This window comes from Eggerthella timonensis (assembly GCF_900184265.1).
GTDB lineage: Bacteria > Actinomycetota > Coriobacteriia > Coriobacteriales > Eggerthellaceae > Eggerthella > Eggerthella timonensis.
Genome location: NZ_FXXA01000002.1, coordinates 3,300,072 through 3,314,085 on the forward strand (window position 1 = coordinate 3,300,072; position 14,014 = coordinate 3,314,085).

The window sequence follows — 14,014 nt, forward strand, 5'->3', positions numbered from 1 at the left end:
GCCGCAGCCGTCCGTGATACCATAGGCGCGCACATTCCGACCCCGCACGAACGCAGAACGAGCAGAACGAGGAGCGTCCATGAAAACACTCGGCCTCACCGACATCATCGGCCCCATCATGGTGGGTCCCTCGAGCTCGCATACGGCGGGCGCGCTGCGCATCGCCTACATGGCGCGCCGCCTGTGCCTGGCCGAGCCGCGGACGGTGGAGTTCAGGCTGCTGGGATCGTTCGCCCACACGCTGACCGGCCACGGAACCGACAAGGCGCTCGTGGCGGGCATGCTGGGCCTGGACACCGACGACCTGCGCATCCGCGATTCCTTCGACCTGGCGCGCGAAGCGGGCCTCGCGTTCTCGTTCGTCACGCTTCCCGACGAAGAGTACGACCATCCCAACACCATCGACATCCGCATCGTGGACGCCGCGGGCAACGCGATGCGCGTGCGCGGCGAGAGCATCGGCGGCGGGGCGGCCGTCATCCGCAAGATCGACGACATCGACGTGCGCATCACGGGCGAGAGCGCGAGCATCGTCGTGCGGCAGCGCGACGAGAAGGGCGTGCTGGCCCATATCGCGCAGAGCATCAGCGACGAGGGCGTGAACATCGCCACCACGCGCATGTACCGCGAGCGCAAGGGCGACATCGCCTACACCGTGCTGGAGACCGACCAGGCGGTGGACGCGGCGGCGAAGGCGGCCATCGAGGACCATCCCGCCATCTACGACGTGCGCATCATCCCCGGCGACGCGCGCGCCGACGTCGAGCGCGTCGACGTGCCCGATGCGGCCGGCGCGCTCCAGCGGTTCTCCGACCTGGACTTCGCCAACGGCGCGGCGCTTTTGGCGTACTGCGATGCGCGCAAAGCGACGCTGTCGGAGGCGTTCCTCGCACGCGAGGCGGCGCTGGCCGAAAGCCTCGGCTACGGCGACGGCGCCCAGGCGTACCTGTGCGAGGCGCTGGCCGTGATGAAGGAGGCCGCGCAGCGCCCCATCGACGAGGCGCTGCCCTCGATGGGCGGGCTCATCGGCGGGGAGGCGCGCAGGCTGGCCGACCTGCACGAGCGCGGCGGGGAGCTGTGCGACGACCAGCTGTCGTGCGCCACCGCCTACGCGATGGCGGTGCTCGAGACGAACGCGTCGATGGGCCGCATCGTGGCCGCCCCCACGGCCGGCTCGGCGGGCGTCGTGCCCGGCGTGCTGCTGGCGCTGCAGCGCACGCGCGGCTTGGGCGACGACGATCTCGCGCGCGGCCTGGCAGCCGCAGCCGCCATCGGCTACCTCATCACGCGCAACGCGACGGTATCGGGAGCCGAAGGGGGCTGCCAGGCCGAGATCGGCTCGGCGTCCGCGATGGCCGCCGCCGCGTCCGTCGAGCTCATGGGCGGCACGCCGGCGCAGTGCTTCGCTGCGGCCAGCAACGCGTTGACGAACATGATGGGCCTCGTGTGCGACCCCATCGCCGGCCTCGTGGAGGAGCCCTGCCAGAAGCGCAACGCCGCCGGGGCCGCCATCGCGCTGGTCAGCGCCCAGATCGCGCTCGCAGGCATCGGCAACCTCGTCGACTTCGACCAGACGGTGGAAGCCATGCGCAAGGTGGGACGGACGCTCCCCTTCGAGCTGCGCGAAAGCGCGCTCGGCGGCATCGCCGCCGCGCCGACGGCCTGCGCCTACTGCCCCGGCTGCAACGAACGCACTGAGTGAGGCGAGGACGCGGGCGCCGCGAGCCCGAGCCGCCGTGCGGACGCAAGAGCGAAGCCGGGATGTTTCACGTGAAACATCTGTTCTGATTCCCATGGGGCGCCCGAGCTCAAGACGCAACGGCCTTCCCCGGCTCGGGCGCCTTCGCCGGCAAGCCGATGGCGCCGGGCGCCGTCGAGAAGCCTCCGTCGCCTCGTCGAACGCGCACGGCTCCTTCGCGCGTCAGCCGATCTCGAGGTCGGAAAGCACTCCCAGATCGATGGCCTGGATGGCGAGGCAGCCGGGGCCGCCCTGCGTGATGAACGCGGGGCCCAGCTCGAAGATGCCTTGACGGCATCCCGGGAAGCGCTCGGCCAGCATCCGCGACGCCTCCTCGGCCTGCACGCGGTTGTCGGCATGGCTCACGCCGAGGAAGCAGCCCTCGCCTACGCCGCGCGCCTCCAGATCGTCGGCGATGGCGTTGAGCGCTTTCGCGAACGAGCGCGCCACCTTCATCTTCTCGAGGCGGGTGCCGTCGTCGGTCTGCTTCATGACGGGGAACGCCTTCACAAGGTGAGCGAACGTGGCCGCGAGCGGCGTGAGGCGCCCGCCGCGGCGCAGGTAGTCGAAGTCTTCGGGGATGAGGTAGGAATGCGCGGTGGCGATCTGGGCGTCCAGCGCCGCGAGCACGGCCTGCGCGTCGAGCCCCTGCCCGGCCAGCCGCACCGCCGCGCAGGCCAGCACCCGATGGGGCACGCACAGCGAGCGCGTGTTCACCACGTGCACGCGCTCGGGATGGCGCGCCTGCTTGACGAGGCCGCACGCCACCTCGTAGGCACCCGACAGCCCGTCGGCCATGGCGAGGTGGATCACCTCGTCGTCGGTGTCGTAAGCCTCGAGCGTAAGCGCCGGGGGCGGCGAAGCGCTTTGCGGCAGCGCGCCCGCGCGCACCTTCGCCAGGAATTCCTCGGCCGATATGTCCTCGTATTCGAGCCAGGTTTGGCCGTCGATGGTCACGACGAGCGGAAGCACGGTCATGCCGCGCTGCGCGCCATCTTCCACGGAGAACATGACGGAAGAGTCGGTGACGATCTTCATGAGAACCTCTTTCTCTCGCCAACGGGACGAAGAGCGCGGGGTTGTGGACCGGTGGCAGCCGCACGTCGTCGATGCGTCCATCATGGGGGATAGCGCGCCGCGTTGCAAGGGGCTGCGCGAAAACGGGATGCGAAACCGCGAAGAGACGAGGCGAACAGGGCCGGCATCGCAAAATTCACCGCTGTGAAGCGGTCCCGGGACTTCGGGACGGCCGCGGGCGCGTTTGTCGCCGACGCTTCAGGATGCGCGAACGTTTCCCCAGATCGTACAGCGCCAGGGTGCTCACGGGTCGGCCCTTTGGCTTCGCAGCGGTGAATTATGCGGCTCGAAGGGGGGGGGCTTGCCGGCATATCGCGCGAAAACGGGGGCTGAAACCGCCCAGAAACGACGAAGCCCGCACCTTTTTCGGTGCGGGCTTCGCGCTAGCCGATCTTGACGATGGGCGCGTAGTCTTTGAGGAGCTTCTTGGTCTGGCCGGTCTTGGAGAACTTCACGAACAGCGTGTCGCCGTCCACCTTCGTCACCTTGCCGCGACCGAACGTCTTGTGGTCGACGGTATCGCCGGTGGCGAACGTCATCTTCGCAGCCGGTTTCTTCTCGGCGCCGGGGCGCACGTAGGAGCCGCCCACGCGCGCGGCGCGCTCGTCGGTGCGGCCGCTCGGGCCCGACGCGCTCGAGCGCCCGAACACGCGGCCGCCGCCCGCCTCGGTGCCGCTGCCGGCGATGCCCTTGCGGCTGCCGCGCTTCTCCCAGCCGGTGCCGCTGAAGCCGGCCGAGCCGAGACCCGTGGTCTGGCGCAGCTCGTAGGGGATCTCCTGCACGAAGCGGGAGATGGGGTTCGACGACGTCTGCCCGAAGATCTGGCGCGCGTACGCGCAGGTGAGGAACAGCTTCTTGCGAGCGCGCGTGATGGCCACGTAGGCGAGCCGCCGCTCCTCCTCGATGCCGGCCGCGTCTCCCACGCTGTTCATGTGGGGGAACAGCGTCTCCTCCATGCCCGCCACGAACACGCAGTCGAACTCGAGGCCCTTCGAAGAGTGCACGGTCATCATGGTGACGGCATGGCCGTCCTCGGCCACCGTGTCGAGGTCGGTGCGCAGGCGCACCCATTCGATGAAGTCGGCCAACGAGTCGCCGCGCAGGACGCGCGCGGGAGCGGCGCCTTCCCCATCGCCTGCTGCCGTGGGGGCCGCGTAGTCCGCCTCGTCCTCGTCGTGGGTTTCGGTGAACTCGTCGACGACGCCGAGGAACTCCTGGATGTTCTCGATGCGGCCACGCGCCTCGTCGGTGTTCTCGGCCTGCAACGCGCCGATGAGGCCGCTCTTGTCGATGATCATCTCGATGACCTTGCGCAGGTCGCCGCCGTAGGTGCGCGCCTCGTTGATGAGGCCCACGAACTCGCCGATGGCCTGGCGCGCGGACGCGCGCAGCTCCGGATCGACGATGGCCAGCTCGGCGCCCTCCATGAACGTCATGCCCATCTCGCGCGCGAACTGCTCGATGCGCTCGATGGTGGTTTTGCCGATGCCGCGGCGCGGCACGTTGATGACGCGCTTTGCCGCGATGTCGTCGGCCGGGTTCACCACGAGCGTGAGGTAGGCCATCACGTCGCGGATCTCGGCGCGGTCGAAGAAGCGCGTGCCGCCGACGATGCGGTACGGCACGCCGGCGCGCAGCAGCATGTCTTCGAGCATGCGGCTCTGCGCGTTCGTGCGGTAGAACACGGCCACCTGGTTGTACGACAGCCCCGCCGCGCGCTGCTTCTCGATCTCGCCGGCGATCCAGCGGCCCTCGTCGCGCTCGTCGGCGGCCATGTACACCTGGATCTTGTCGCCGTCCTCGGCGCTCGTGAACAGCTTCTTCGCCTTGCGGTGCTGGTTGTTCGCGATGACGGCGTTCGCGGCCGCAAGCACGTTGCCCACGCTGCGGTAGTTCTGCTCGAGCTTCACCGTGTGGGCGCTCGGGTAGTCCTGCTCGAACTCGAGGATGTTGCGCAAATCGGCGCCGCGCCACGAGTAGATGGACTGGTCGTCGTCGCCCACCACCATGATGTTCTTGTGCCCCTCGGCCAACAGGCCCGTGATGGAGTACTGGGCGTGGTTCGTGTCCTGGTACTCGTCCACCATGATGTAGCGGAAGCGGCTCTGATAGGCCGACCGCACGTCCTCGTGGTTCTTGAGCAAGAGGTAGGCGTACAGCAAGAGGTCGTCGAAGTCGAAGGCGTTCGCGGCCTTGAGGCGCTCTTGCAGACGCGTGTACACGCGCGCGGCCACCTTCCCCACCGGGTCGTTGGCTTCCTTCTCGAAGGCGCTCGGCACGACGAGCTCGTTCTTCGCCGTGGAGATGCGGTTCATGAGGGCGTTCACGGGGAAGCGCTTCGGATCGATGTCGAACTCGGCCATGATCTCTTTGTACAGGCGCTTCTGGTCGTCGGTGTCGTAGATGGTGAAGTTGCGCGTGAAGCCCAGCTTCTCGGCGTCGGAGCGCAGCATGCGCACGCACATGCTGTGGAACGTCGACACCCACATACCGCGGCAGCGCGGGCCCACCAGGCCGTTCAGGCGCTCGCGCATCTCGGCAGCCGCCTTGTTCGTGAACGTGATGGCCAGGATCTCCCACGGGGCCACGTCGTGGTTCTCGATGAGGTTCGCGATGCGGTACGTGAGCACGCGCGTCTTGCCCGAGCCGGCGCCCGCGAGCACGAGCAGCGGCCCGTCGATGGTGACGACCGCCTCGCGCTGCGGCCCGTTCAAGCTGTCGATATCGATTGACATATGAGCAGTCTCCTACGGATGGAGGTGAAATCAAGCTTCCGTATTCTACCGCTTTTCCCGGCCGGCGACGGGCAAACGCGCGCAATCTGCGCAAGCGCGCGAACCGCTACGCGAGCGCCTCGGCCAGCTCGCCGGCGGGCGCGTCCGGATGCCGGTCGGCGCCCAGCGCATCGCCCCACATGGACAGCTCGGCTCCGTGCTCCACGAGGTTCGAGCACTCGTTGCCCGCACGCTCCAAGCACAGCAGCAGCTGGTTGTACACCGCCTTGTTCTCGGGAGCGCACAGCTGGCTGCTCACGCGGCGGAAGTGCGCCTTGCGCGCCCGGCTCTGCCGCTTGATGATCTGACGGCGGCGCTCGTCGAGCACCTGCTCGGACGCGGCGTCCTGGTCGCTCAGGAACCGCAGCACCGCGTCGTACATGTCCGACACCATCGCGGCGCTCTCGGCCAGCTCCTCGCGCGCCTCGTCCGAGAACGGCTTCTTGGACGAGAGGCGCTCACCGTACAGCGCGGCCGTCTCGCCGCAGCGCGAGCCGATGCGCCCCACCGCGTCCACGATGAACATGAGGTCGGATATCTCCGCGGCCTGCCGCTCGGAGGTCGCGCCCGCGCTCAGCAGCTCCACCGCGTAGTTCGCAAGCTCCCCTTCGGCGGCCTCCACCTGCGCGCAATCGGCCTGGAGCGCCTTGAGCGCCGCGGCGTCCCGGTTCGCGATCGCCCCGGGCAGGGCGCCCAGCATGGAGCGCACCTTGTCGCAGTACGTCTGCAGCTCCTCGCCGAACATCCTGATGGCGAACACCGGCTGGCCGAGGATCTTGTCGTCGAGGGTGACGAGCGCATCGTGCGTCTCCCCGCCGGCCTTGCCCGGCACGAGGAACGTCACGATCTTCACCATCACCCCGATGAACGGCAGCCACATGAGCGTGCACACGACGTTGAACGTGGTGTGCGCGTTCGCTATCTGGCGCGCGATGACGTCCACCTCGGGGCCGGGCGTGAGAAACTGCACGAACTGCGCGATGAGGGGCACGAACCAGATGAACACGAACGCGCCCGTGATGTTGAACACGCTGTGCGCCACGGCCGTGCGCTTCGCGTCGCGCGATTGCCCGATGCAGGCCAGCAGCGCCGTGATGGTGGTGCCGATGTTGTCGCCCAGCAGGATGGGGATGGAGCCTTGGAGCCCCAGCACGCTGGTCACGCTGTCGGGGCCGGGCTGCGAGGCGAAGCTCTGCAGCACCGCGATGGTGGCGCTCGAGCTTTGCACGACGAGCGTCATCACGGTGCCAACCACCACGCCGAGCGCGGGGATGCCCTTCACCTGATCGATGAGCCCCAGGAACACGTCGCTTTGCGCGAGCGGCTTCATGACCGCGCCCATCGTGTCGATGCCGACGAACAGCAGGCCGAACGCGAACACGGTCTGGCCGATGTTCTTGATGCGCTCATCCTTCGCCACGAACCACACGATGAAGCCGACGAACACGATGAGCCAGATGTAGTCGCTGATCTTGAACGCCATGAGCTGCGCGGTCATCGTGGTGCCGATGTTGGCGCCGAAGATGACGGCGATGGCCTGACGCAGCGTCATGAGGCGCGCGCTGACGAAGCCGATGGCCATGACCGTGGTGGCGCTCGAGCTTTGCAGCACGGCGGTGGCCACCGCACCGGCCAGCACGCCCAGCACGGGATTCGAGGTGAGCAGGGACAGGATGGACTTCATCTTGGCGCCGGCGGCCTTCTGCAGGCCCTCGGACATCATGTTCATGCCGAACAGGAACACGGCCAGTCCGCCAGCCAGGCCGAACACGGTTTCCATCGGAGCGTTCACGCGGGACTCCCCTTCGCATCGTCGGTTGCAAGCGCTCAAGCACGCGAATCGAAAGGATACCGGGGAGACGGTAAGGCCTCGGTCAAGGGAAGGTAAAGTTCGGGTAAAGTTTTTACAAAAGGGGCGCATCCGACGGTTTTCAGGCCGTCGGACGCGCCCGATTCTTTACACGATCTTCTTGCCGAAGACGGCGGCGATCTCGCGCAGCTTGGCGACGAGCACCTCGAACTGGGCAGGCGTCAGCTGCTGCGGGCCGTCGGACAGGGCCACGGGCGGGTTGGGGTGCACCTCGATCATGAGGGAGTCGGCGCCGGCCGCCACGGCCGCGTAGGCGAGCGCCGGCACGAGGTCGCGCTGGCCGGCGGGATGCGACACGTCGATGCACACCGGGCACAGCGACTGCTTGTGGATCACCGGGATGGCGGCGATGTCCAGCGTGAAGCGCGTGGCCGTCTCGAACGTGCGGATGCCGCGCTCGCACAGCACCACGTTGTCGTTGCCCTCGGCGGTGAGGTAGTCGGTGGCGGCCAACCACTCGGCGATGGTGCCCGCGAAGCCGCGCTTGTACAGCACCATCTTGTGCGATTCGGCGGTGACCTGGCCGATCTTCTTCAGCAGGCTGAAGTTCTGGAAGTTGCGCGCACCTACCTGCAGGCCGTCCACGTAGGAGTGGACCAGCTCGCAATGCGCCGAGTCCATGACCTCGGTGAGCGTCTTCAGGCCGTGCTTCTCGCCCGCGTCGCGCATGATCTTGAGGGCTTCCTCGCCCAGGCCCTGGAACGAGTGCGGGTTCGTGCGGGGCTTGAACGCGCCGCCGCGAATCCACTGCAATCCGAGGCCTGCGACGCATTCCGCCACTTCGTCGAACTGCTCGACCGACTCGACGGAGCAGGGGCCGGCGAAGATGGTGATCTCGTCGGTGCGGGTGCCCAAGTCGGGGATGGGGGCTATCTTCGCTTCGCTCATACGGACGGGGTCTCCTTCATGATCTTGAGAATGGTGGCGTAGATCTCGCACAGGTTCTCGTTGTACAGGGGACCCTCGTTGTAGCTGCTCACCTTCGCGAATATCTCCTCTTCGCGCTTGGCGTCGTACAGCCCCAGATGGGCTCCGGGCTTGAGACCGCGGATGACCAGCGAATGGCCGGCGCGCTTGTTGAGCAGCGCGACGATCTGCTGATCGATCTCGTCGATCTTGGCACGATGTTCTTGGATCTCCGCCAGGGAGCTGTCTCTCTCAGACATCGGCTTTTCCTCTCATGACTCTCAAATGCGGTAACGCTCGACCCGCGGCGCGGGCATCACGTGTGCCTGACATCATAGCAAAAGCGACGCGATCCGATGACGCGCCGCGCGAATTTACGAGGAAGTTCATGGGATATCGCGCGGACGCGCGCCTTTGACATGCGGTGTACACTGGGAATCGCGCGCGTTCGCCGCGCAGCCGCATCGATCCGGAACCGACTGAGAAGGAAGCGCTTTGATCTCGCAGTTCGCCGACATATTCGTGCAGATGGTGGTCCTGTTCGCCGTGGGGGCCACGGGCTACGCCGCCAAGCGGCTCAAGCTCATGGACGAGGACTTCGACCGGAAGCTCTCGAAGCTCATCCTGAGCACGGCCCTGCCCGCCCTCATGCTGGCCGCAGTGCTCACCGCCGAGGCGCTGCCCTCGCCCGCGCAGCTCGGGTGGACCATCGCCGTGTCGTGCGCGAGCTACGTCGTGCTGGTCGCCAGCGGTTTCGCGCTCACGGCCGCGCTGCGCGTGCCCGACGGGCGCAAGGGCGTCTTCCGGTTCATGATGATGTTCGGCAACACGGGCTTCATCGGCTTCCCCGTGACGGCGGCCATCTTCGGCATGGAGGCGCTCATCTACGCGACCGTGTTTAACCTCGTGTTCAACGTGCTGGTGTTCTCGCTGGGCGTGTGGCTGCTCGCCACGGACAACGAGTACGGCGTGAAGGTGAAGATGGGGCCGAAGGCGTTTCTCTCGCCGTGCATCGTGGCCAGCGTCGCGGCCATCGCGCTGGCGTTCGCCGGCGTCCACGGCGTGCCCGTGCTCGGCGAGGCGCTGGACACGCTGGGCTCGCTCACCACGCCCGCGGCGATGCTCATCATCGGATCGTCGCTGGCCAACGTGCCCGTGCGACAGCTGGTGGGAGGGCCGCGCCTCATGGCGGCCGCGCTCGTGCGCCTGCTGGCGGCGCCGGCGCTCGTATGGCTGGCCCTGCACTTCGTCGTGTCCGACCCCGTGCTGCTCGGCGTGATCGTGGTGCTGTCGGCCATGCCGGTGGCCACGAACGGCACGATGCTGTGCTTCCAGTACGGCGGCGACAGCAAGACCATGGCGCAGGGCACGTTCGTCACCACGCTGCTCGCCGTGGTCACCATCCCCGTGCTCGCCGTGCTGTTCGCGGCGTAGGCGGGCGGGTGAGGCGGGTGAGACAAAGGGACGGGGTAATTGTCTCATTTGGCGAGCCAAATGAGACAATTACCCCGTCCCTTTGTCTCACCCGCCTTTGTCTCTCCGTCCTCGCCGCTTACGGCAGCATGCCCATACTCTCGAAGACGAAGTAGCCCAGGACGAGCACGCCCACGACGATGCGGTACCAGCCGAACGCCGTGAAGTCGTTCTTCTTGATGTAGCCCATGAGGAACTTGATGGCCACCACCGACATGGCGAACGCCGTGACGATGCCCACCGCGAGCACGACGATCTCGGTGGAGGTCATCGCGATGCCGGCTGCGACGAACTTGATGCACTTCACGAGGCCCCAGCCGAACATGATGGGGATGGCCAGGAAGAACGTGAACTCGGCCGCCGCGGTGCGCGAGCAGCCGGCCAGCATGCCGCCGATGATGGTGGCGCCGGAGCGGCTCGTGCCGGGAATGATGGCCAGCACCTGGAAGCAGCCGATCTTGAGCGCGGTCTTCCAGTCGATCTCGTCCACGTCGGTGATCTTGAACAGCGACGCTTCGGCCTCGTCGGCCGCATCGCCGTACGACGCGCGCGCATGGCGGCCGCGCGGCGCGGCGAGGGCGGCCTCGGCCTCGCGCAGGCGGCGGCGGTTGCGGCGCTCGAGCACGATGAACACCACGCCGTACAGGATGAGCATGGCCGCCACGGTCACCTTGTTGTAGAAGTACTCGTTGACCAGGTCGTCGAACAACAGGCCGATGATGGCGGCCGGGATGCAGCCGATGGCCACCATGCCCCAGAGGCGCCAGGTGCTCTTCTTCTCGACGGCGTCCTTCTTCGGCGAGAACGGGTTGAGCTTGTGGAAGTACAGGATGAGCACGGCCATGATGGCGCCCAGCTGGATGACCACGAGGAACAGGGCCAGGAACTCGTCGGACACCTGCAGCTTCACGAACTCGTCCACAAGGATCATGTGGCCGGTCGAGGAGATGGGCAGCCATTCGGTGATGCCTTCCACGATGCCGATGAGGAAGGCCTTCAAAGCTTCGATGATCATGCGCGCGTATCCTTGGTTGAGTCGATGCGGTTATCGTTTGCGCTGGTGGTGGTCTTGCAGCATGGCGATGGCCAGCAGCGCCACCGACAGGCACAGCCCCATGAGGACGAACTGGGGAAGCTCTTGCCCGAGCGCGATGGTGGCAAGGGAGACGAGCGCTACCACGAGCGCCGCCATCTTGCAGAGGTAGGAGATGCGGTCGTTGAACGAGGCGTGCATCTGCCGGCGCTCCTCGTCGGTGGGCGCCTCGCGACGCGGGCGCTTCGCCGCACGCGCATCGTCGGCCGCCGGCACCGGCGCGGGCGCGTCCAGCTCCAGGTCGTCAAGCGCCTCTATGTCGTCCCGTGCGTTCTCCATGCGGGGAATTGTACACGAGGACAATGGCGGATGGGAAGAAAACAGAGGGAGTACACGTGCGGGTTTTTGAGATGTGATCTGAACACACGTTTACGAAACCCCATAAACTCCACTCTGAAGGCTCCAAAGGCCAGACTAGATTAACCTCTTCGATTCTGCTCCATTACTATTTTTCAACTCGCATAACTATTTCAAGAACTCGTACTCAAAAAGAAAAGGCACGATTTCTTCAAGGTAGTAGCGTTTATTCAACTCCTTCAGAGTCTTTATATCGCCGTTTAGTTCGGGGTAGTCAAAGGTGATTTCCCCAGTATCCAAATCTTTATGCCTAGTATTCAACTCAGTATCGATTTGGTAAACACCGTAAGTCTTTGTTTTGTCGTAATTCTCGCAACTTCTGGCAGCGGTAATAACATTGCTCCACGCCTCGAACAAGGACTCCTCCGTCTCATTCTTTTTCAATGCGCTTAGTTCCTCACTGGCTACCGTTGCGCCATTGGTTGTATCGAGACATAGTTCGTTACGGTAAATCGTGCCGTCACTAGCAACGAAGGATCGCATGTGATTCTGCATCTCTAAACAAGTAAACAGCAAACACTTTTTCAACCATCCATCAAGCTTTCCCGAATTAACAGATCGGCTATACCGATCCGCACCATCGCCTGATTTCATTATTCGGCCTCGCTCTGTCCACGAGTTTATGTAAGAAATGTACCTAGACGCCGCAAATAGAGGCATCTTTTCTATGTAGTTGTCACGCCTAAGATAAAAGCCATTTCCGTTGAAACGCCCGCTTACCGTGAGACAACTGTGCAAGTCGGGCTGATCGAATCCAGATCCATCGACAACCATGTAACCCAGAATATCTTTACCAGAAAACGCCCTGATTCGATGCTTACCGCCTATTTTTTCCAATCCATCGCATCCGCACAGAACCCCTTTGTTCAAGCTATCGCTTATCGGACGCCTATCGTAGTACGGTTTGCTAAAGCTACCACCGATTCTCCTGAAATCAAGCATTACCGGATCGCCCAGATTATCATTCTCTATGTCGTATCCAGGAACCTGGAAGGCCTCCATATCCGAATCCTCGTTGCTCCATAAAGCTACAAGAACGCAGGAGTGTTTTCGAGCGTGAAAATGGTGTCGGTCCCCTGCGAACCCATCGATCAGCCGCTTGTTTACTAAATGCTGAGCCTTCCAATATTTCACTGGCGAAAAAACTACGTAACTATCCGTAGGCTGTCTCAAGTAGTATTTGAAAGCTGACCAAATAAAAGCATTGCTCATCTCATTGGAAGCGCTATTCGGCACATTTTTGATAGATTTGATATGCTTCTTCATCTCTTGAACAACGTAGCTATTTTTCCATTGCGAAGAGCTATGCCTCCCTTTCCCAGCTCTCTGATGTTCGAGTGAAGTTGTTTCCGCAAATGGAGGATTCTCGAACATAATGATCGTGACGTTGGGATCATTTAGGTATTTCGCTACAATTGCATTATCGACAAAATCTTTCGAGAGCGCATCGGACCCCCTGACCATTCCCCCCATAAAGGTATCCTCCTTTTCGATGGGAGGAATTATTTCGAGAACTTTGTCGCCTAAAAGTTCAACCATTACTTTATATTCGTAATACTCGTACGTTGAAAGAATGCAGTGCGACAGTTCTTCATCGTTAAGATGGCGCTCGAGGTTGCCCGTTCCCGCGCATCTATCAAGGATGATGTAATCATTGCCACTAGGAACCCTCGATATAGCTTTTCTAACCAACTCTACGGCCTTTTTCGCATAAGGATCCGGTGTGTAAAATGCTCCTAAATCCTTTTTTGTTATGAAATCATTAAGCTGGTCCATCAGGTAATTGAACTTAACATTGGTCTTACCCAAATATGGATGGATATAATCTGCCAATACCGAAGGCTTCCTTATCTCGCCAATAATTTTGACTCTGCCTTCGCTGTCACCCAAAAAGTCAGCTTTTCTCGCCGCTGGTCTCAGTCGGTAATAATGTTCTGCCCAGCCAACGATGCAGTTCGCATCGATATGAATTTTTGTAAAGTTGTTTTCGCGCAAAATGCCGATCAACCGTGACGCATCAGAAACATCATCGTAATTCAGCACTATGGAAGGGGCTGCTGCTATGAAGCCTTTGTTTCTTTTTGAGGCTGCTCCAATATAGACTTTTTCGATACTATCGAGATAGTGCATTGACCTGTATACGTACGCTTTACAAGTGTTCAATGAAACCAGTATTATATTTGCCGGAATCGGCTTCCCTTTGATTCGCCTCGAAGAAAGATATTTGATAGCTTGAAACAAAACACTATTCAGATTTGCGATTTCAAGTTTAAACTCTATCAAATTACCTCTGAGGACGCCATCGTTATTATCGCCGACAATATCGTCGATCGTTAAACCGCTATCGATACGCAAGAGAAACTCTCTATAAAATGCCTCTTGACCCTCACGCTCATCTGTAAATTTGATCAAAAGAGTGCTCCTCTAAATAGTCACCTACGCTGCAAAACGAATCAGCATTACGATCGAAAGCCCTTTGCGCAATTGTTCACATTGACAGCTTGTTTCCCATCAATCTTATCATTAAATCGTGATTTGACTCTACTCGATGAAGACTGAAAGTAACCTTTACTTGCTCCTTCGGACAGCTTACAAGTTTCGAGCACAACGCTTTCTAAGTTGAGCTCCAAATGCCACCGATGAACGCGATTGTATTTGATGATTGGGTAATACTGGCAATAGATTTTGTCTTTGAGAATAAGGATCATTGATCTGAAACGACCGTT

The 14,014-nt window shown here is 62.4% G+C and carries 10 protein-coding genes; 2 read left to right on the forward strand and 8 right to left on the reverse strand.

Annotated elements, in window-relative coordinates:
* Nucleotides 1-79: 79 nt before the first annotated feature.
* Nucleotides 80-1,702 carry an L-serine ammonia-lyase, iron-sulfur-dependent, subunit alpha gene (gene sdaAA / locus C1A15_RS14065; RefSeq protein WP_101723143.1) on the forward strand — a complete coding sequence of 541 codons (1,623 nt, stop codon included), beginning with the start codon at nt 80-82 and terminating at the stop codon, nt 1,700-1,702.
* Nucleotides 1,703-1,921: 219 nt separating this feature from the next.
* Here sdaAA and C1A15_RS14070 read toward each other — a convergent pair whose 3' ends face one another.
* The 5 genes from C1A15_RS14070 to C1A15_RS14090 form a co-directional block, all read right to left on the reverse strand.
* Entirely contained in the window at nt 1,922-2,776 is an 855-nt protein-coding gene (locus C1A15_RS14070; protein WP_101723144.1) for a DegV family protein, read from the reverse strand.
* 422 nt (nt 2,777-3,198) lie between these two features.
* Nucleotides 3,199-5,550, reverse strand: coding sequence for an ATP-dependent helicase (locus C1A15_RS14075; protein ID WP_101723145.1), 2,352 nt, complete (start codon nt 5,548-5,550; stop codon nt 3,199-3,201).
* A gap of 106 nt (nt 5,551-5,656) precedes the next feature.
* A complete protein-coding gene (locus C1A15_RS14080; RefSeq protein WP_101723146.1) occupies nt 5,657-7,381 on the reverse strand; it encodes a Na/Pi cotransporter family protein in 1,725 nt (574 codons plus the stop codon).
* A 165-nt stretch (nt 7,382-7,546) separates the two neighbouring features.
* Nucleotides 7,547-8,347 carry a 3-deoxy-7-phosphoheptulonate synthase gene (aroF, locus tag C1A15_RS14085; protein WP_101723147.1) on the reverse strand — a complete coding sequence of 267 codons (801 nt, stop codon included), beginning with the start codon at nt 8,345-8,347 and terminating at the stop codon, nt 7,547-7,549.
* Nucleotides 8,344-8,625, reverse strand: a complete 282-nt coding sequence (locus tag C1A15_RS14090; RefSeq protein WP_101723148.1) for a chorismate mutase — start codon at nt 8,623-8,625, stop codon at nt 8,344-8,346. The genes aroF and C1A15_RS14090 overlap by 4 nt, the downstream gene beginning before the upstream one ends.
* 235 nt (nt 8,626-8,860) lie before the next feature.
* Between C1A15_RS14090 and C1A15_RS14095 the strand changes: the two genes are divergently transcribed.
* On the forward strand, nt 8,861-9,799 hold the full coding sequence (locus C1A15_RS14095) for an AEC family transporter (RefSeq protein WP_101723149.1): 939 nt from the start codon (nt 8,861-8,863) through the stop codon (nt 9,797-9,799).
* Between the two features lie 118 nt (nt 9,800-9,917).
* Here the strand turns inward: C1A15_RS14095 and C1A15_RS14100 are convergent, their stop codons facing one another.
* The 3 genes from C1A15_RS14100 to C1A15_RS14110 all read right to left on the reverse strand — a co-directional run bounded on the left by C1A15_RS14100 (nt 9,918) and on the right by C1A15_RS14110 (nt 13,700).
* Complete coding sequence (locus C1A15_RS14100; protein WP_101723150.1) at nt 9,918-10,853, reverse strand: undecaprenyl-diphosphate phosphatase; 936 nt, start codon at nt 10,851-10,853, stop codon at nt 9,918-9,920.
* Between the two features lie 30 nt (nt 10,854-10,883).
* Nucleotides 10,884-11,210 (reverse strand): propionyl-CoA carboxylase subunit beta, encoded by a 327-nt coding sequence (locus C1A15_RS14105; RefSeq protein ID WP_101723151.1) that lies wholly within the window; start codon nt 11,208-11,210, stop codon nt 10,884-10,886.
* 186 nt (nt 11,211-11,396) lie between these two features.
* Nucleotides 11,397-13,700 (reverse strand): hypothetical protein, encoded by a 2,304-nt coding sequence (locus C1A15_RS14110; protein ID WP_101723152.1) that lies wholly within the window; start codon nt 13,698-13,700, stop codon nt 11,397-11,399.
* Nucleotides 13,701-14,014 lie beyond the last annotated feature (314 nt).